The organism is Micrococcales bacterium, from assembly GCA_016703125.1.
GTDB lineage: Bacteria > Actinomycetota > Actinomycetes > S36-B12 > UBA10799 > JADKAV01.
This window is the reverse complement of record JADJCR010000016.1, coordinates 1-18,875: the sequence shown is the minus strand read 5'-3', so window position 1 is coordinate 18,875 and position 18,875 is coordinate 1. Positions and strand designations below refer to the sequence as shown.

The following is an 18,875-nucleotide window of genomic DNA, read 5'->3' as shown; positions in this document are numbered from 1 at the left end:
CCCCGGACTTGAGCACGACGAAGGCGCGGGGGTTCACCTTCATCGTCGTGCACACCGATGACCGCGCACTCGGCCACCTCTGGGTGGTCGCGATCACCGCCTCCATGCTGCCGGTCGACAGCCGGTGCCCGGCCACGTTGACGGACGCCGTCCGGTGCGGCCCAGGACATAGAGGTAGCCGCCCTGTCGACGTAACCGCCGTCGCCGGTCGTGGTAGTAACCGGGGTACGCCGAGCCAGGTAACCGACGACGTAGCGCTGGTCGTCGCCCCAGAGGTCGGCAGGGTTCCGGGGGCAGGGGCAGCCTGATGAAGATGCTCCCTCGGGTGCCCGGAGGCACCTGTTGCCCCCGCTCGTCGAGGACTTGCACGTCGTAGCCGGGGATTGCGACCGAGGGCGAACCTGGCCTTGATCGCCAAACTGGTCCAGGCCGCGGAGGTTGGCGGCGATCGGCCAGCCGGTTCTCGGTCTGCCACCAGTTGCCCATCACTGATGCCCTGGGTGGCTGTGGACCACCGATAGGTGTCTGGGTCCAGGCGTTCCCGGCCAGGAAGAGGTGTCGAGCGCGAGATGCCGTGGTCGGCCAGGAGGAGTGGCGCCTTCGGGTCCTCCTTGCGCCGCGCCGGATCGCCGTGGGCGCGGTGAAGAGCGCCTTCACGCCGTACTCGGCGATCACCTCCAGAAGGTCCCGGGTCCGGGGTGCTCACCGGCTTCCCCTCGTAGACCACCGTCGTCGCACCGTGATGAGCAGGGGCGCGTAGACGATGTAGGAGTGACTGACCACCCAGCTGACGTCGGAGGCTGCCCACCAGGTGTCGCCCGCGCCGAAGCCATAGATGCTGGCCATCGACCAAGCCAGGGCGACCGCGTGCCCGCCGTTGTCGCGGACCACGCCCTTCGGACGGCCGGTCGTCCCCGACGTGTAGAGGATGAACAGCGGATCAGTGGCACGCACATCCGTGCATGCGACAGGGTGGCCTGAGCGACCACCTTCGTGCCAGTCGTAGTCCCTCCCGCCCATCTCCGCGGCCAGTTGCGGGCGCTGCAGAATCACGCACGCCTCCGGGGAGTGGGAGGCTGCGCGAGCGCGTCGTCCAGGAGTGGCTTGTAGACGACGCGGGTGGCTTCGATGCCGCAGGAAGCCGAGAGGATGACCTTGGGCCGGCGTCGTCGATGCGCGCGGCGAGTTCCGTGGGCGGCGAACCCGCCGAAGACCACCGAGTGCACGGCCTGATGCGCGCATCGCCAGCATGGCGATGACCGCCTCCGGCACCATCGGCATGGGACAGCACGACCCCGTCCCCGGCGCCGACTCCCAGGTTGGTGAGAACGCCGTCGAATGTGCTGACCTCGTCGAGCAACTGCGCGTAGGTCAGCTCTTCGCGCTGGCGGTGACCGGACTGACGTAGTGCAGTGCGGGTTGATCACCCTGGCCGGCGGCTACGTGCCGGTCCACCGCGTTGTAGCAGGTGTTGAGCACGCCATCGGAGTACCAGCGGTACAGGGCGGCCGAGTCGTCGCGATGAGACCGTGGGCCCAGTTGTCCATTTGATCGTGGCCGCTGCCTCGCCAGAAGGCGACCGGTTCGGCCAGACTGCGCTCGTACTCCTGCTCGTAACCCATCTTTTGCTCCTCCGGCGTTGAAGACTCCAGGGCCAGTCTGGCCCACGGGACGCCACCGGGATAGCGGGAAAGGGGCCCGCGTAGACGAACGGGCGGACGGGGCCGACCAATGGCGTCCTGCTAGCCGGCCAGGCGCCAGGACTCCGGCCGAATGCAGCATCCGCTGGACCTCCGGCAGGTCCTCGGGCAGACCGTAGTAGTCGAGCAGGAAGGCTCGCAGTGCCTGACCTGCCACCAGTCCCGGAGGCAGGCTCCGCGCGACCGGCATCGTGCGCACCATGGCCGCCTGCTGGATGAAGGCGACCGGCGTGCGGTGGTAACGACCTCCGGCCGGCTCCCCGTACTCAACGGCAGGTGCTCGTACCCGAGGCGGGTCCACTTGTGGATGTGGTCGTCGGGCACCTCGCACATTCCCGCGAGCAGGTGCCGCCTCCGCCGCCGGCAGTCATGCTGTCCCTGAGCCGGGAAGGCCTCGGTGACGCCCGAGCCATCCCGTGGGAACGTCGTGCGAACGTGCTCGTCCACGGCGAAGAAGTGGAACAGCGACACGCCCCGTCGGATGTTCGTGTGCATCACGAACTCGCCCACGGGCGGCCATCGCGCTGGCCAGCCAGATGTGAAGGACCACGTCCGGGACCGGCCAGCCGCGTCAGTCGCCACTGTCCGAACTCGTCGAGCATGTGCGGGTAGTCGTCGAAGTGGCGCAGGTGGACCGCCGCCAGGCCGTCGAGGGCGGCGCGCGCTGCAGCGGTGTCAGGCTGCTGTCACCCACATCCACGAAGTCCAGTGGGACGCCGGGAACGGAGAACGTCGGCAGGGGTTCACAGGTGCTCCTTCCCTGCGCAACGCCGCCCGCGAACGGTCGGCTTTGCCGCTGAGATCCTCGAAGAAGTCCGTGCTGGTGATCTCGCGGACCGCCTCGTCCCGTTTGCTCTGGTCGATCTCCACCCGCAGGCGTTGCACCTCTTTGGTCAGGTGCCGTTCACGGGCCGCCACCTTCTCGGCCATCACCGTGAACGACTGGCCGAGTTCGTACATCTCGTCGGGGAAGCGGGACTTCACCAGCGACCGCACGTCGAGGTCGTACTCGCCGTCCGCGATCCGGCGCGTGGCGGCGGTCAGTCTGGCCAGCGGGCGCACCAAGGTGCTCGACAGGATCAGGACGAGCAGGAGCAGTGGACGCCGTCCGCCGAGCACCACGAACATGTTGCGCTGGACGTCCTTCTGAACGGTGGCGACGTACGCCAGGAGTAGTCGATCCCGATCGCCCCACGACCTTGCCGTCCGAGTCGAGGATCGGGCTGTACACGGACACTACGAGCCGTACGCATCGGTGTAGGGCGGTTCATCGGTGGTGTTCGTCAGGCCCTCGGCCATTCGCTGGTACGTCTGCTGGTCCGCGACGTTGGCCACCGGTTCCTTGTACATCACCCCGAACTGCGGGGTGTAGAAGTAGCCCGACGAGACCGCGAAGTACAACTCGCCATCCTCGGGGTTCAGGTAGTACGTGTACGGGTTGGCTTCCGGGACGATGTCCTTGACCGAGAACAGTTGTCGTGCCAGATCGACGTACGCCTGACTGTCGGGGTACCCGAGCCCGGCTGGATTCGACGGGTCGGGTACCGCTGGGACCGTGGCCAGCAAATCAGCGAACTGGTCTGCGTCCAGCGAGCGAGCCGCACCCACCGCCGTGTTGTTCAAATTTCGGTCACGAGCCGGTCCGGGCCTTGGTCCCCGCGTCGTGGATGACCCACACCGCGATGAACCCGAAGACGATGCTGAACGCCCCCGCGAACGCACCGAGCAACTTCCACTTCATGGCCACTCGCGGCCGCCGGTCGAATGCAGGCGACGCGACTGCCCGCTCGGCGACGGCGGTCATGGCCGTATCCATGGCATGCGCGAGCAGACGTGTCCCACATAGACCGCATCGGCAGAATCGCCGTGTGTGGTTAGGGTGCCCGTTCGGGGTAGCCCGCTACTTCTTGACCTTCCACTTCTTGGTGAAGGAGTACGCGTTGTACTGTGCCGTGGCCGGCGCGGTCAGCCTTCAGGGTCACCTTCAACTTCTTCTTGCCCTTCGTCTGGATCGTCACCTTCCCTTCTTGGAGATCGTGACCTTGGCGTACTTCTTGCCCTTCGGCTTCACCGTCACCTTGGCCTTCGCCTTCTGATTGGCGTTGGTCGTCACCGCCTTCTTCAGCAGCACGGTCTTGCCCTTGGGCTTGATCTTCTTGGCCCGTCTTCACCGTGGCCGTCTGGGCGGCGCTCTGCGGGGTGACTCAGGCGGTCGCCGCGCTCGGCGGACCGTCGCCAGCGGCGTTCGTGGCGACCACTGTGAAGGTGTAGGCCTGACCGTTGGTCAGCCCGGGCACCGTGCAGCCCGTACCCCCGGTGGCGCACGTCGCACCGCCCGGTGAGGCGGTCACCGTGTACTTGGAGATGGCCGCGCCGCCGTCGCTGGCAGGCGGGGACCAGGTCACTGAGGCATCGGTGTTGCCTGGCGCGGCCGAAGCGGATTGGGGTGCCCTGGCAGTGTCCTAGGCGTCGCGTTCGCCACGCCCGCGGTCCCATCGCCGAGCCCGTTCTTCGCGACGACGCTGAACGAGTACGGCTGCCCGTTGGTCAACCCGCTGAAGCTTGCAGGCCAGCGGGTTCGGGGTGACACCCACTCGCGTGGTGCAGGTGGCGCCCCCGGGTGTGGCCGTCACGGTGTAACTCACCACCGGCATGTCGCCGTTGGGCGCGTTGGTGAAGGACACATCCACCTTCTGATCACTCGGGGCCGCTGTTACCGACGGCGCTCCGGGAGTCGTGGCTGAACCGGTGCAGTTCGGATATTTGAAGTTCGCGAGCCGGGTGCGCCATGGAGTAGGCCCGGTCGCGGCGAGGTACTCGTTGGTGTACCAGAAGGTGCAGTTGTCGATCGGATCCGTGTGCATCGCGGAGTAATCGCCCCATCGGCCGGCGGTGCCGGTCTGGGCGCCGGTGCCATCGATGACCGTCGACTCCGCTTGCGGCATGGTGTTCAACGGGTCGCCGGACAGCCGCCCGACGTAACGGATCCCCGGGAACGTCGTGCTGCTCGAGGTGCTGTAGCCCAAAGCCATGTTGCCCAACTTGTCCTGAGCCAGCGAACCCATCCATCGGTACGTGGTGCCGTTGGGATCGGCAGTGGTTCCCTGTTGATGGACGACGGGGTTGGTGGCACCCGGGCTGCGGATCTCGTACCAGCCAATACCAGTCTGGGTGTTGGTGATGTTCACCGAGTGGTTAGCCACCAGCGACTCGTGATCCCCGAAGTTGCGGTAGGCGAGCCGATACATCAGATGGTTACCCAGTGAATCCAGTTTCTGACCGGTCGAACTCTGGGGAACGCACGGCGCGAAACCGGTGTTCAGGCAGGCCCAGACGAAAGCGTTGACATTGATTTGTGTGGGTCCGATGAGTGCGCTGTTCGCGGGGGTCGCCCAATCGACCGCGAACTTGTACATCGTGAGTTTGGTCTGGTCACTCCAGTGCTCCGCGAGCACGTAGTTGGGCGACCCGGCGGGCGGCGGCGTTGTGCCGTCGGCATCCGAGGGAAGCAGGGCCCACTCCTGTGCCCGATCGAAGCATTGCTGCGTGGCGGCGCCTCCCGCCAACATGGCCGACCTATCGAGTGCGCAGACCTTGGCGCCTGTGAAGTTGTAGTTGTTGGGTGGTGAGATCAGCTGGAACATGTTGTAGGTCACGTAGTAGCCGTCGGGCCAGACACCGAACTTCGGATAGTCGGGGAGTTCGTTGTACGCGAAGGCGTATCGGTGCCACGCCCCGGTAGGGTCGGGTGTCTGGGAGATAGCCACACATTCGCGGTAGGAGTTGCCGTTGATGGCGAACTGCGATATCAACCATCGATCGGCGAACTGGTCGTACTGCACGATCGGGTCGCCAGAGTTCTGTGTCTGACAGTCGCCGCCGAAGCCGGCCCAGAGCACGTTGCTGTTCGACGGGCCGAGCAGCGATGTCCCGGACTTGTTGAAGATTTGGAAGACCAGGTTCACCATCTGCACGTAGTGATTGGGTCCCACGTCGCCAACGGTGTCCGGCGGTAGACCCCCGAGGTGTTGTCGGCGTTCTTGGATCCTTCGAAGCTGCCTGCGAGGGCGGGCATGTCGACGTCGCCTGGACCAGTGGGGTCCGGAATGACCGGTGGGCCGGGGTTGGTGGCGAGCATCGCGTCGATGCGCTCTTGCGGCACCGGCTTGTTTGGAACCGGTTTACTGACCGAGTCCAGAGGCTGGGTGTCGGGGGCCGCTGCGGCGGTCTTGACGAGGTCCCGTAGGGGGGGAGACGTGTCGCGACTGCTGCACTGACCTCGGGGCGCGGATGGGCGTTCGAGTCTGCCGGCGCTTCTCGACGCCCGCTGCGGGGTTCGAGATGATCGAGCCTGACATCAATGCCATCGCGGCAACAAGAACAACGGACCTGACACGCCCCATGAGGCACCTCCGAAGTGCGGCCCAAGGCTACGCCCCTTTGCGCTTTGATGGCGCCCCGATCGCAAACCCGATGAATCTGGACTGCCAGGCCAGACCGCCCCGCGTCGGTTGCCGACGCACATCCGGTCGCCCAGCGCACACACTGGACCCATGATCACCACCATAGAGATCTCCGCCGACAGTGTCGACCACGCCCGGCAGGCGGCCATCGAGCAGGCCCGCGCTCAGGGGTACACCCGGATCGAGGCGGTCTTCACCACGCCGATCGGGGACAGGTTGTTCCGGGTGCAGATGACGGTCAGCAGGCCGACCGCCGGGAAGCCTACCGGGGAGAGAAACGTACACCAGGGAGAGAAAGGGACCGGTTGGATCGCTCCCGCCCATACGTATCACTCCCGCCTTCCCCTTGGAAGGTAGTTCTCCGATCGGTCGCGCGAGGGGCGGAGTTGCGCGACCGGTTGGATCGCTCCCGGCTGTCCGGATCACTCCCACCTTCCGGCCGGGCGGATAATGGGTGGCAGGCGCAGGGCGCCCGGGGCGGTGAGATGCGGTGGATGCGGACAGGAACGGGGTCGACCTCGGCCTGACCGCCGCCGAGCAGGCCGCAGAGACGCTGGCGCGGATCGGGCCCAATGCCATACCGCACGTCCAACCGGTGCCGCTCTGGCGGCAGTTCCTGGGCCAGTCCGGCCACTTCTTCGCCATCATGCTCTGGGCCGCGGCCGCTCTCGCGGTGGTCGGCGGACTTCCACAACTGGCCCTGGCCATCGTGCTGGTCGTGATCGTGAACGGTGTGTTCGCATTCGTGCAGGAGTACCGGGCCGAACGCGCGGCGGGCCGGCTGAGCGAACTCCTGCCTGCCCAGGTGACGGTTCTGCGCGACGGGGTGGAGGTGATCGTCGAGGCCACGGCTGTGGTGCCCGGCGATGTCGTGGTGCTGGGCGAGGGGGACCGGGTCCCTGCGGACATGACCCGCCTGCAGTCCACCGGCTTGTTGGTGGACACCTCCACCCTCACGGGGAGAGCGTCCCCGAGCCCATCGGACCCGATGGTGGCCTGTACGCCGGGACCTTCGTCGCAGGGCGTGGGCAGGGCGGTGGTCGCTGCGACCGGCGGCAGCACCCGGTTCGCTCAGATCGCGCGCCTCACCCAGTCCCAGGCCCGTCCGCGCACCCCGCTCGAGGCGGACATCAGGCGCCTGGTGCGAACCATCGCCGTGGTCGCCGCCAGCGTCGGGGTGGTCTTCTTCGTCGTGATGCTGCTGCTCGGCGTGCCGCCTGCGCAAGGGTTCATCTTCGGCATCGGGGTCACGGTGGCGCTGGTCCCCGAAGGACTGCTGCCGACGGTGACCCTCTCGCTCGCGGTCGGAGCCCAGCGGATGGCGGAGCAGAAGGCGCTCGTGCGGCGACTGGAGTCCGTCGAGACCCTCGGCGCCACCACGGTCATCTGCAGCGACAAGACCGGCACCATCACCGAGAACCGGATGAACGTTGTGGCGGTGTGGACCCCGGTCGGCGAGGCGGTCGTCGCCGGTGAGGGTACGAGCCCGTGGCGCGTGTCGACTGTCCGGCCGTGGGGTTGGCCGCTGTCCAGGACGTGGCCACCGCGGCCCGCATGGCTTCGCGCGGGGGGATCCGGGAACGCGACGGCCAATGGCTGGCACACGGCGACCCGATGGATGCGGCCATCGACGCTCTGCTGCGCCGACTGGGGCTGGCGGAACCCGATACCCGCGAAGAGGTCGAGTTCGTGCCCTTCGATCCGCTGCGCCGCATGAGTTCCTCCCGCAGGCCCGGTCGCACAGTGTGCAAGGGCGCCCCGGAGGCGGTGATGGGCGCCTGCCCGGTCGTTCCGGAGGGGGCCGGGGACGCGCTGCACGGTTACGCGGTCCGTGGCTTGCGGGTGCTGGGCGTCGGGCAGCGCGACGACGCTGCCGGTGCGATGCAGTTGCTGGGCCTGCTGGCCTTCGAGGACCCTCCCCGGCACGGGGTCGTGGACGCGGTGAAGTTGTGCCGTCAGGCCGGCATCCACCTGGCCATGATCACCGGCGACCACCCGAAGACGGCGCGGGCGATCGCTCGGGAGATCGAGCTGGCGCTGCCGGATTCTCCGATCGTGCAGGGTGATGACCTGCCCGCAGACGAGGCCGCCCTCGGGGAGCTGGTGGATCACGACGGCATCGTGCTCGCTCGCGTCTCACCGGAGGACAAGTTGCGGATCGCCCGTGCGCTGCAGTCGCGGGGTCATGTCGTAGCGATGACCGGCGACGGTGTCAACGACGCTCCGGCACTGCGGGAGGCCGACATCGGCGTGGCGATGGGGGAGGGCGGCACGGACGTCGCTCGCGAGGCTGCCGACCTCGTCCTGCTCGATGACCACTTCGCGACGATCGTGGCGGCCGTCCGGCAGGGGCGGGGCACCTTCCTGAACGCCCGGCGCTTCCTGACCTACCACCTGACCGACAACGTGGCCGAACTCGCACCCTTCCTAGTCTGGGCGCTGTCCGCCGCGCATTTCCCGCTCGCTCTGGGCGTGCTGCAGATCCTGGCCCTGGACCTGGGGACGGACACCCTGCCGGCTATCGGCCTCGGGGCTGAGCAGCCGGCGAAGCGCGTCCTGCGCAGGCCGCCGGTCTCTGGTGGGTTGCTGGACCGGACCGTGGCCGTGCGGGCCTTCGGGGTGCTGGGTCCGACCGAGGCCGTTGCGGAGCTTGGCGTCTTTGTCGCTGCCTTGTTCGCGGCGGATGGCGACCCGGTGCGGCCTGGCCCACCGGTGGGGCTTTGTTGGCCGCCTCGGGCGCGGCCTTCTTGACGGTGGTGGTCATGCAGTGCGCCAACGCATTCGCTTGCCGGAGCACCCGGTTGTCAGCCTGGCGGCTGCGGTGGCACGGCAACAGGTTCCTGGTGGTGGCGGTGCGTGGGGCGCTGGCCTTCGGGGTGGCCTGTCTGGTCGCCCCGCCCGTGGCCACCGTGCTGGGGCAGGCCTGGCCACCGCTGGCAGTACTGCCGCTCATCATCGCGAGCGCGCCGCTGCTCTGGACCGTGGATGGGTTGTGGAAGGCATGGAGTCACCGCGGCCGGTGACGCAGTTGGGGCGCCCCCTGGTGTGGAGGGCGCCCCAACTGCGTGGTGCTGGAGGTCAGGTGCGGACCTTCCAGGTGCGGGTCCAGGTGTTGGACTTCCAGGTGTCCTTCTTGCCCTTCCTGGGTGTGGCGCGGACCTTGACGGTGACTTTCAGCGTGTCGTAGCCGGTGGACCGGACGGTCACCTTGCCCTTCTTGCTGACGGTCACGTCGCAGAACCGCACCTCACCGGCCGCGTTGCTCTTGGCCGGCCGGCAGAACGCCCGAACGGTGGTCTTGCCGTTCTTGTTGGTGCTCAGGCTCTTTGACCAGCACGACCTTGCCGTTCTTCAACCGGGCGGGCGACGCGGCCATGCCTTGGCGTTGATCGGCAGTTTCTTCTTGACCACTGGCGGGTGGGGTGCCCCGGAGGTCCACGCCACCGTGGCGCTGGCGGTGAGCGGGTTGGAACTCGCGGTGAAGGTGTCGGTGCCTGTAGGGGTGCTGTTGTAGCAGTACTGGTTGCTGCCCGCCGAGTCTGTCAGCACAGTGGTGTCCAGCGGGTTGACGCCGGTTGCCTTCAGGTTGACCTGGATGCCGGGCAGGCCCTTGCCGTTCTTGTCGGTCACCGTGGTGGTGACACAGGCCTGGGTGTTGATCGTCTTGCTCTGAGTGGCCGGCGTGAGCGTGAGTCCCGCTGCGTCGTTGATCGCCGCGTACGCCGCCCCGCCCGGGTAGCCGTACGAATCGGCCTGGTCGAATCCGTAGACGTAGATGCGCAAGGGCTGGCCGACGATGGTGTGGCTGCCCAGAGTCAGGTCCAACTGCGCCCCGGAGAAGCCGGTGGACCCGATCGGGGTGAACGCCCCGGCCGGGACCGCTGAACCGTCGAGTTTGACGTCGCCGACCGCGTCGTTCGGTGCCACCACGTTGACGAAGTTCGCGCGGAACCCGCTGGCCGGGGTGGTGAACGGGTAGTCGGACAGGAACTGCTCGGTGGGTGTGGTCAGCATCATGAACGGGTCACGGGACGCCGTCATAGGTGGTCCCATTGGAGTACTGGGCCATCAGGATCGGCTTGTCCGCGGTCACTGTGGACTGCCCGTCGATGCTCTGCTGGTGCACCTGCCCCTTGTTCAGGGTGGCCACCACCGCGCCGTTGACCGACACGTTGGTGTTGTCGTCCTTGGCCACGAACCGGAAGGTGTCCCCGTTCAGGCGGGTCTTCAACGGAACGGTGAGGAACGACTGCCTCAGGTCCGGTGCCCGGGATCTGCTCCACCAGGTAGTCGCAGGCGAGGGTGCTGTTGTTGGCACGTTGGCGCACTCGTGGCCGCCGAACACCGCCACCGGTTTCGTGGACGTGACCGACGTCCCGCTCAGGTCACCGGTCGACGGACTCCACCGGCAACGCCTCGCCATTGTTCAGCGTCTTGGTGGTGGAGCTCCCGCGATCACTCCCGAGGTGGGGTCCGCGGTCGGCGGGTACGTCACGTCGGTGCCGTCCTGCGTCGCGACCACCGCGAACTGCGAGTTCAGCCCCTGCTGCGACGCCCGGCGCCGGCCAGCCCAGCACGAAGTACTCAGATGTCAACACATCGACCGGCAGGGCCATGAAAGCGTCGGTGGAGGCCTGCACCCGATTCAGCCTGTACACGCTTACCTCGTCGGCGGCGGTCACGTGCACCGTCGGTCCTCTGGGTCGCCCGAAGAGCCGTCGCCCAACTGTGCGCCGTCGGGGACGACCACCGTGGTGACCGCACCGGGGGTGACATTGAAGTTCTCGGAAAAGCTCAGCCCCGGCACCGAGACGTTGCCGCTCGTGGCCGTCGGCGAACTGATGAACAGCGACAACCCCCCGGCCCCGAGGTTCTGGGGGAACGCCACCCAGAAGTCCTTGCCCAGGCTGTCCGGGCGCTCGACCGCGCTGGCCGGCGCCGCGGCCCCCAGTACGGTAAGGCTGCTGCGACTGCCATCGCCGAAAGCGACGCCACCCAACGTGGTTTGCCCATGATTCCCGCTCCTCTGCGAAGTCACTCCGTTGAACCAACGTAGAGGTTCCATCACCCGTTTGGCCTAACGAGGCGCAACCAATGCAGTGGCTGGGGGGCGGGTTGCGTGAGATGTCCGTTTCCCGGTGATCAGTGATCGCTGGCCGGGTCGGTCTCTGCAGTGCGAGGGTCACATGGACCGGGAGTGGCTTGCGGCTGTGCGTGGCTGTGACGCAGCAGTTCGCGTTGCGCTGGCGCATCTCATCGATGCGGGTGCCCTGCACAACGGCCAGCATGAAGAGGACGAAGACAATGATCTGGGGGCGATGTCCATGACGCCTCCTTTCGGTACTTCCTGTGTTTCGGCCGGAACCTTCGATTCCATTAGCCGCACAGTCAAGTTTTGTTAACCTCTCGTTCATCTTGCCACACTCGGGGGCTGGTGGTTCAGGTGGGGGATGTTTCACACCGTCGTGTGACCCGGCGCAGCCGTTGGGCCCGCCCCGCTCCCCACCCCCACCTCCAGCGGGGAGCGATACGTACGTCGGGGGAGTGATCCAACCGGTGCGTTTCGCTCCCAGGTTGAGGCAACTCTCCCGCCTCGAGCTGGACCGCCCCCGCCGCGCCCCACCAACTCCAGGGGGGCGATACGTACATCGGGGAGCGGAATTGCACATTTGGGTCGCTCCAGCCTGCATGTTGGTCCGCGCCACGCCACCAGCGGCGGGGGGTGGACGGTGGTCCCGTTTCACCCCGGCGACGGCGGCATCGGCGAGTAGCGTTGGAGCCGGAGAGGGTGGTTGCGATGGGCAAATAGTATCTTGAACGCCGGCGCGGCCGGCAGCGGTGCGATCTACGGACTGGGGATCTTCGGGGCCTGGTTCTACTTCTTCGGACAGGCGGACGCCTTCGGGAGTTCGTCTGGGCGTTCTTCCAGGGGCTGTTCTGGCCGGCGTTCATGGTGTACGAGGTGTTCAAGGTCCTGGGCTGAGCTCCGGATGCCTTAGCCTCGGCTCATGGCGGCACGCGGCGTGGTCCTGCTCACCGATGGCTTCGAGCGCGTGGCCGAGGAGGTTCCGCGAGTGTTGTCCGGCCTCACCCCGGCGCAATTGGCGTGGTATCCCCGGGCCCGTTCGCAAACTCAATCGGCTGGCTGATTTGGCATCTGACACGTGTTGAGGACGACCACATGGCTGGGGTCGCTGAGAGCGAACAGGTCTGGCAGTCGCAGGGTGGTGCGACCGGTTCGCGCTGCCCTACCCGGCCGGCGACATCGGGTACGGCCAGAGCGCGGACCAGGCGCACCGGCTCGAGGCGACCGAGGGGTTGCTCGCCGGGTACTACGCCGAGGTTCACACTCGCACCATGGAGATCCTCGCGGGCCTGGTGGACGCCGAACTCGACAGGATCGTCGACCGCCGATGGTATCCGCCAGTGACCGCGGCGGTGCGGATCGTGAGCGTGCTGAACGACGTGACCCAGCACATCGGGCAGGCTGCCTACGTCCGTGGCCTGCTGGACGCACAGCAGTGGCGCGCTCAGAACGCCAGCGGAATCTCCTGGCGATGTCCGTCCGGTCCGATGTTCCAGGTGCATGGCGCTGCGATCCGCGCCCGCCCGGAACTGACATGGCCCCACATCTGGAACGCCAGGGGGAGGAACGGCAGCGGGTCCACGGCTGCCTCCGGCGCCACCACCCCAGGGCCCGACACCTGACCACGCAGCATCAGAGCCGCTCCCACGGCAGCCGGGATGCCGGTGCCTTCCCCGGCCCCGGCGACCGTCGACGACAACTGGAGGACGTAAGCGATGCTCGGCGCCGTCCTTCCGTCCGGAGACCTCCACCGCCAGGCACCCCCGTGGCCCGTCGACCCCGCGTCGCGCAAGAGGCCGGGCCGCTGCCGTTGGAGCAGAGCGACGTCCTGTCCAGCGGGAAGCACCTCGTCCTCGCCGACCCGCACCGGCTCCTGACCGCACGCGCCGGTGCCTGCAACTATCGCCCTGCCGCGCCGGAAGTATGCGAGCGGGAGGATCGCCCCGAGGTTCGTCACCCGGGTCAGCGACGGAAGTGCCGGGGCAGCGTGATCGTCTCCGGGTGGGGTACGGGAAGACCGGCATTGGCCCCACATCGCGGGAAGTCGAACTCCGTACGTGCCTTGCCCGTCCGGCTCCAACTGGTGGACCTCGACAGATCCGCCGTCGATGAACAGCGGGACCGGATCGGTCATCGCATGGATGCGGTGCTTTGATGACCGCAGCGCCTTCCTCCGGCTCGCCGCCGTGGACGTGCATGATGTCGACGCTGCGGATCCGTCGAGAAACTGCTCGGCGCACAACCGGGCGAACACGTTGGCCGCCAGCCCGGGGAGTTGCCTATCCCGATCAGAGCGGTCACCCCGGCCGCCCGGGCAGCCGGGTCCATGTCAAGCATGATCCGGGTGGGCGCGAGGTCGTCGCAGACGTCGACGTAGTCCACGCTGGCCGAAATCGCGGCCTGCAGAACGGGCGGCCCGAAGCGGTGAAGGGCCGATGCAGTTGAGCACCACATCCGCGCCCCCATCGCCTGCGCCAGCGAAGCCGCGGAGGTGGCGTCCACATCGGTGGTCGTCACACCGGAATGACCCAGCGTCCCCGCTAACCCGGCGAGCCTCCCGGCGTCGACGTCGGCGAGCCGGATCTCGTCGATGTCCGCCATGGTCGCCAGCCCACGGGCGGCCACGCTCCCGATTGCCGCCGGCGGGCCGAGACCACTATGCGGCTCATCGACAGACCTCCTCACCGCGCGCCGCCGGGCAGGCGCTGGGCCAGGACCACCAACCGGCTGCGGGTGGTCTCCAGCGTGACCGATACTGGACGAGGCCATGCTCTGTGGCCCGGCAACGGAAGGTCCTGAGATAGTCGGTCGCCCCGGGGTACTGGTGCGGCGCTCGATCGCTGTGGCGTCGGTCGTCTGTTTGAGTGCCATGGGCGCCGCGCCCGGTCATACGCAGGACCTGAACACCGTCATGTCGTTCGACGGGACACCCATCACCTTCTACTGGTTCCCGGCTGCCGGCCTGACGGAGGGGCAGACGGCTCCCACTGTGCTGCAGGGCCCCGGGTTCGGCGGCCAGGCGCAGAGCAACCGGACGCGCAGAGCAGCCCGGCCATGCCTGAGTAGGGACCTGCGCCGCGCCGGGCTACAACGTGCTGACCTGGAACCCGCGGGCATCTCGCCGTCCGGTGGGCAGGCGCAAATTTGAACTAACCCCGACTACGAGGGCCACGATGTCATGGCGCTCATCGACTGGGTGGCCGACCGGCCGGAGGCGCAGATGGACGCGACCGGCGACCCGCGTTATGGGTATGACCGGTGGCTCCTACGGCGGCGGCATCCAACTGTCAGGCTACCGGCATCGATCAGCGCATCGACGCGATCGTTCCGGTGGATCGCCTGAACTCACTGCAAACCAGCCTCTACCAGCCGACACGATCAAGACTGCGTGGGTGAACGCGCTCTTGGTCGGTGCCACCCGGCCGGGCAACACGTTCAGCCCTCCATCCTCGCCGAGCCGCGGTCAGGCGCGGAAGGGCACCACTTTCAGCCCGCGCGTGGTGGACTTCGCAGAGGCGGCGGGCCCGGACCGTGTGCTGGCGGCCATCACCGCGCCGACGCTGATCCCGCAGGGCGCGATCGACAACCTCTTCCCACCGTCGGAGGCGATCGCGAACTACAAGGCGCTGCGCCGCACCGGCGTGCCGTTGAAGATGGTCTGGTTCTGCGGAGGGCGCGGGTCCCCCACCGCGTAGGGGCGGCAACTCCCACGGTGCCGCTGGGAACAAACCTGGCGGTGGCTGGAGAAGTACCTCAAAGACGACACGGGGGTGAACCACCGGGCCCGGCTTCACATGGATCGACTTCCAGCGCAGCGGCGCTTCCGCAGTGCCGACACCTATCCGCTGCCCGCTCAGACGTTGAAGGCCGTTGGGCGCGGGGCGGCTCGTCCTCAAGGACGAGGAGGCTCCGGGCAGTGCACCGGCATTGCCCTCGGCGATCTGCGCCCACGTTCTCGCTGGTCCTGCGGCCGACCATTCCCGCGCCGGCGCGCAATGCGATGACGATCCAGCGTGAAGGCGAAACGGCGGGCGAAATCATCGTCGGCTTTCCCGAAACTGCGCCTGACCTACCGCAGCGCGTCGACCCACCAGAGGTGGCTGTCCCGCAGCACAGATCGACGGATCCGCGCACCCGAACGGTGGTGGGCAACCAGATACCACGCCGTTGCCTGTGGCGCTCGACGGCAAAGCGGCACACGGCGACCGTGCGGCCGGCAAGCGATCTCCATGACGGCTGCGCAAGGGCCGGCGGTTGCAGATCTGGTGAAGAGGGGTCGTGGCCCAAAGCAGCGCCTACGACGTGCACCCGAAGAGGCGGCTTGATCCATTTCTCCCGGATCGGCGTGCGGCTGCCGTTGGCTACGGCTGAGCGCACGCCGAACCCCACGCCTGCCGAGCAGGTGACGCGGGGTCGGGAAACTGGAGTCGGTCAGATGGCTCCGGCCGTGTTGTTCGGCGGCGGGCCGTAATTGACTGTCGCCAGGGGTCACCCTGCTTGATGTAGGGGCGCGAACAGCAGGATCGGCGGTCCGATGCAGCGAATGACGTTGAGCCACCGCCTTTAACCGGAATTCCCGGTGACGTCGTGCGGGCGGCGCACCGAGACGGCGAGGGTGGGGAGCAGGACGACCAGCCCCAGATCGACGTCAGGCCAACCCGCGTTATGAGCGTAACTGATCGTGTTGCCGGTTTCCGTGTTGGTGGCGGTGGTGACCTACCACCCGAACAGATTTTCGATGATGCCCAGGACGATGCTCACGATATGATGTAGAACAGGACCCAGTACCAGAACTCCTGACCGCGACGCTCTGCCGCGGAAGGTTGCGTACTTCTTGAGGCATGTGCTGACTGCTTGTCCGAATGACATGGCGCACACCTCCCTCTCGCTGCTGAGGACGCCAGCAGAACCGGCACCAGGAATGCTTCGGAACGCCGCGAAAACATGATGCCCGCGTGTCGCGCGGTCAGCCTGGAGTCTCAAGCATGCCGCAGGCGCGCCACCGCAGCCGCACACGCCACCCCGCCAGCAGCCAGGGCCGACCGCCAGCCGAACGTCATGCTGACCGGTCCAGGTAAGTGTCGCGACGCCGATGATGGCGACCGCCAGCCCGATCTGCGTGCTGCCACGCTCCCCACGGCTGCCGAAGCAGCGCGGCCGCCACCAGACTGGTGGCGATCACGACCCAGTCCAGCCCCGGGTCGATCAGCGCGAGACCACCCGCGGCGATGCCGCAGATGACCAACCGCCGGATTCCGCCGTCCAGGCGCCGGATCCCCGTCAGCGTGCTTTAGCCACCAGCGCGGTGGTGAGCACAGTGAGCGCACGGCGATGAGGATCCCCGCGAGCAGGCAGGGCGTCGATGTTCGCCAGGACCACGAAGAACTGCATGGACAGCGCGATGACGGCGCCGCCGAAGGTGATGAGCAGGCCTGCGCAGATCAGCAACACCGCCAGGCCCACCCCCACGAGCATGCGGGCGGGCACCCCAGTGCTGTCTCACCGCCGGCCGCGGCCATCCCCGGATCCAAACAACGCGAGCACAAGGAAAAGAAACGATCAGCCCCAGGGCCGAAGCCCACTGCGCCAGTGACCTCGATGATGGGCGACACCGCCTGGCCAGGATCGCCAAGCAACACCCCGAGTGCCAACGAGATGAGCACCGGCACGATCAGCAGCCTCATCGCTCCAGAGCCGACCGGTCCGCGGGCAACCAGCGCCTCCTGGGCCACCAACGCCAGCCCGGCAGGCCCGGCGATCACCGAACGTGACGATGCCCGGGGTCGACGATGCCTACCATCGACAGGGTCTGTCCGGCGGCGATGAGCATCGCAGCGGTCGGCCCACAACGCCGATGAGGCGACGGGTCCAGTCTGCGGTCGGCCCGGCGACCGGCCGTGAGCCTCCCCGCCAGTGCGGCGAACGCTGCGACGCCCGGAAGCACCAGCAGGAACAGCAGTCCGATCCAGGTCATGCCCTGCCGGACCAGCGCTGCCGCCGCGATGAGCGCGTAGACGAGCAGTCCGATCATGCCCGCCCGGCGCAGCACCCCACTGCTTTCGGCGGCCGGGTCGTCGCAGTACGGCGACGACAGCCAGCAGCAGGCCGACGGTGATCCCAAGGACGGCTTCGGGAGGAATTCCCGGTTCATCAGGGTTAACTCCGTCGTGGTGTTCGCTAAATGCCCAGCAACTGGTTCGCGCAGTTGTCAGGTGCCAGTTCCCCAGCCCATCGGTCGGTCATCCAGTCGATGTGCGACGGCTTTCAGTCTCGCGTGCCTGGAAGTTGATGGACGGGTGGTCGTCATCGGGGTAGCGCACGTACCAGACAGTGTCGCCGAGCGCGCAGCGCGGCTTGTCCCACCTGGGCGATGGGTGAACTGCGGCAGGATCGTCTTGTCCTTCAGCCCCTGCGGGATCATGGCGGGCATCTCCAGCGGCACCGTCCCCACGGCATCGCCTCGCCCAGTGCGGCTGACCAGGCCGTCGACCAGGGAGTTCAGCATCTGGCTCAACAGGATGTCCACCACCCGGTCAGCGAGATCCGTGCCGCAGCCACGCTCAAGCAGCGCCAGTCGCTTCTTGCCCTCCTCGCTGAGGATGGCGTCGATATAAATGTACTGCGGGTAGTTCTCAGCGAACGACTTCGCGCGATCCGAGCACGAACATCGTTTCTGGCTGGTGCTCACGTGGGGTTGCCAACGACCGCGTTGAGGACACCCTGCAGAGCCGGGGTGAAAAAACGCAGCAGCAAGAGACTCCACCGGCGATATCGAGATCCGAAACGTAGGTCGGAGCCAGTTCATGGCCGCAAGCGCAGCCTCCATATGGGACTTGCCGTAGATGCCCAGGCTTGCCGGCGTCGATGAGCGCAGATCCGGTCTGTGGTGACGGCTGGAGGACTGCGCGCATAATAGGTCCAGAACGCTTCCAGCCCTCCAGCGATCCGACCAGGTACAGAGAGGACGGACCGGGGCGCCCAGGCCAGGTAGTCGCTTCAGCCACCACGGCCCAGCCCACTGCCGGACCAACGGTTCGATGTGCGGGACCCAGGCGCTGTAGCCGGGGGGTGTTGGGGGTCAGCGGTCTGACTCATCCCACACGCCTGCGCCACACCGAGGTGGTGCCGTGCGCCAAAGCCGATCAGGGGTACCCGCCTGCGGGGCCAGTCCGTCAGGTGCCGCGTACAGGCCGGTCACGGAATGGCGTTGCCCTCAAGGTCGGTCGACTGGTACATGATCCGGTACGAAACACCATTGCCGCGGGTGCACCGTCGATCGGCTCGGCGCGCACGAGTTCCCATCTGTAGCGGTCCAGGCTGCCACCCGGCACCGGTATCGTAGAAACCCGACACCTCCGGCGTGACGCTGCTGGTGTCGATGCTGTCGGTCCCGTCCTGGGGACCGGGTACATCAGTGCATCCACCAAGGAGGTGGCAGGCGCGGTCACGAACGGCGGCGCACCGCGCACCGCTGCTGCCGTGGCGGCGATCGCCGCTTTCGGCTCGGGTGCTGGCCATGATCTCCTCCATCGCAGCGACCGCCTCGCGGCCTGGCCGCAGGTGGCTCCTTGCTCTGCGGTGCAGTAGCGAGCCGGGCCTGCGGCGACCAGGTACCGATCAGCGCAT

General features: G+C 67.4%; 18 protein-coding genes and 3 pseudogenes. 5 read left to right on the top strand and 16 right to left on the bottom strand.

Annotated elements, in window-relative coordinates:
- The 6 genes and pseudogenes from IPG68_16195 to IPG68_16170 all read right to left on the bottom strand — a co-directional run bounded on the left by IPG68_16195 (nucleotide 1) and on the right by IPG68_16170 (nucleotide 5,692).
- Nucleotides 1-1,782 (bottom strand): annotated as a pseudogene (locus IPG68_16195) (AMP-binding protein).
- Nucleotides 1,783-2,375: 593 nt separating this feature from the next.
- Nucleotides 2,376-2,828: a methyl-accepting chemotaxis protein gene (locus tag IPG68_16190; GenBank protein MBK6764703.1), complete on the bottom strand. Its 453-nt coding sequence runs from the start codon at nucleotides 2,826-2,828 to the stop codon at nucleotides 2,376-2,378.
- Nucleotides 2,829-2,936: 108 nt separating this feature from the next.
- Entirely contained in the window at nucleotides 2,937-3,308 is a 372-nt protein-coding gene (locus IPG68_16185; GenBank protein MBK6764702.1) for a hypothetical protein, read from the bottom strand.
- Between the two features lie 22 nt (nucleotides 3,309-3,330).
- Nucleotides 3,331-3,504, bottom strand: a complete 174-nt coding sequence (locus tag IPG68_16180; protein ID MBK6764701.1) for a hypothetical protein — start codon at nucleotides 3,502-3,504, stop codon at nucleotides 3,331-3,333.
- A 400-nt stretch (nucleotides 3,505-3,904) separates the two neighbouring features.
- Nucleotides 3,905-4,105, bottom strand: a complete 201-nt coding sequence (locus IPG68_16175; GenBank protein ID MBK6764700.1) for a fibronectin type III domain-containing protein — start codon at nucleotides 4,103-4,105, stop codon at nucleotides 3,905-3,907.
- A 57-nt stretch (nucleotides 4,106-4,162) separates the two neighbouring features.
- On the bottom strand, nucleotides 4,163-5,692 hold the full coding sequence (locus tag IPG68_16170) for a hypothetical protein (GenBank protein MBK6764699.1): 1,530 nt from the start codon (nucleotides 5,690-5,692) through the stop codon (nucleotides 4,163-4,165).
- 561 nt (nucleotides 5,693-6,253) lie between these two features.
- On the opposite strand from IPG68_16170, the gene IPG68_16165 reads away from it, so the two are divergent.
- Complete coding sequence (locus tag IPG68_16165) at nucleotides 6,254-6,520, top strand: hypothetical protein (GenBank protein MBK6764698.1); 267 nt, start codon at nucleotides 6,254-6,256, stop codon at nucleotides 6,518-6,520.
- Between the two features lie 133 nt (nucleotides 6,521-6,653).
- A pseudogene (locus tag IPG68_16160) lies at nucleotides 6,654-9,186 on the top strand (cation-transporting P-type ATPase).
- A gap of 55 nt (nucleotides 9,187-9,241) precedes the next feature.
- Here IPG68_16160 and IPG68_16155 read toward each other — a convergent pair.
- The 5 genes from IPG68_16155 to IPG68_16135 all read right to left on the bottom strand — a co-directional run bounded on the left by IPG68_16155 (nucleotide 9,242) and on the right by IPG68_16135 (nucleotide 11,162).
- Nucleotides 9,242-9,394, bottom strand: a complete 153-nt coding sequence (locus IPG68_16155) for a hypothetical protein (GenBank protein MBK6764697.1) — start codon at nucleotides 9,392-9,394, stop codon at nucleotides 9,242-9,244.
- Between the two features lie 120 nt (nucleotides 9,395-9,514).
- Nucleotides 9,515-10,204, bottom strand: a complete 690-nt coding sequence (locus IPG68_16150; GenBank protein ID MBK6764696.1) for a hypothetical protein — start codon at nucleotides 10,202-10,204, stop codon at nucleotides 9,515-9,517.
- Complete coding sequence (locus tag IPG68_16145; GenBank protein MBK6764695.1) at nucleotides 10,188-10,586, bottom strand: IgGFc-binding protein; 399 nt, start codon at nucleotides 10,584-10,586, stop codon at nucleotides 10,188-10,190. The genes IPG68_16150 and IPG68_16145 overlap by 17 nt, the downstream gene beginning before the upstream one ends.
- Nucleotides 10,549-10,821 (bottom strand): hypothetical protein, encoded by a 273-nt coding sequence (locus IPG68_16140; protein ID MBK6764694.1) that lies wholly within the window; start codon nucleotides 10,819-10,821, stop codon nucleotides 10,549-10,551. The genes IPG68_16145 and IPG68_16140 overlap by 38 nt, the downstream gene beginning before the upstream one ends.
- Nucleotides 10,822-10,841: 20 nt before the next feature.
- Nucleotides 10,842-11,162, bottom strand: coding sequence for a hypothetical protein (locus IPG68_16135; protein MBK6764693.1), 321 nt, complete (start codon nucleotides 11,160-11,162; stop codon nucleotides 10,842-10,844).
- 1,009 nt (nucleotides 11,163-12,171) lie between these two features.
- Here IPG68_16135 and IPG68_16130 point away from each other — a divergent pair.
- Nucleotides 12,172-12,871 (top strand): annotated as a pseudogene (locus IPG68_16130) (DUF664 domain-containing protein).
- A gap of 508 nt (nucleotides 12,872-13,379) precedes the next feature.
- On the opposite strand, the gene IPG68_16125 reads toward IPG68_16130, so the two are convergent.
- Nucleotides 13,380-13,850 carry a hypothetical protein gene (locus IPG68_16125; GenBank protein MBK6764692.1) on the bottom strand — a complete coding sequence of 157 codons (471 nt, stop codon included), beginning with the start codon at nucleotides 13,848-13,850 and terminating at the stop codon, nucleotides 13,380-13,382.
- 223 nt (nucleotides 13,851-14,073) lie between these two features.
- Here IPG68_16125 and IPG68_16120 point away from each other — a divergent pair, with 223 nt between their 5' ends.
- Nucleotides 14,074-14,397, top strand: a complete 324-nt coding sequence (locus tag IPG68_16120) for a hypothetical protein (protein ID MBK6764691.1) — start codon at nucleotides 14,074-14,076, stop codon at nucleotides 14,395-14,397.
- A 244-nt stretch (nucleotides 14,398-14,641) separates the two neighbouring features.
- Nucleotides 14,642-14,944 carry a hypothetical protein gene (locus IPG68_16115; protein MBK6764690.1) on the top strand — a complete coding sequence of 101 codons (303 nt, stop codon included), beginning with the start codon at nucleotides 14,642-14,644 and terminating at the stop codon, nucleotides 14,942-14,944.
- 1,585 nt (nucleotides 14,945-16,529) lie between these two features.
- Here the strand turns inward: IPG68_16115 and IPG68_16110 are convergent.
- The 4 genes from IPG68_16110 to IPG68_16095 all read right to left on the bottom strand — a co-directional run bounded on the left by IPG68_16110 (nucleotide 16,530) and on the right by IPG68_16095 (nucleotide 18,779).
- Entirely contained in the window at nucleotides 16,530-16,736 is a 207-nt protein-coding gene (locus IPG68_16110; protein MBK6764689.1) for a hypothetical protein, read from the bottom strand.
- 271 nt (nucleotides 16,737-17,007) lie between these two features.
- Nucleotides 17,008-17,400, bottom strand: coding sequence for a hypothetical protein (locus IPG68_16105; GenBank protein ID MBK6764688.1), 393 nt, complete (start codon nucleotides 17,398-17,400; stop codon nucleotides 17,008-17,010).
- A 57-nt stretch (nucleotides 17,401-17,457) separates the two neighbouring features.
- Nucleotides 17,458-17,937: a hypothetical protein gene (locus IPG68_16100; GenBank protein ID MBK6764687.1), complete on the bottom strand. Its 480-nt coding sequence runs from the start codon at nucleotides 17,935-17,937 to the stop codon at nucleotides 17,458-17,460.
- Between the two features lie 506 nt (nucleotides 17,938-18,443).
- A complete protein-coding gene (locus tag IPG68_16095; GenBank protein MBK6764686.1) occupies nucleotides 18,444-18,779 on the bottom strand; it encodes a hypothetical protein in 336 nt (111 codons plus the stop codon).
- Nucleotides 18,780-18,875: the final 96 nt, after the last annotated feature.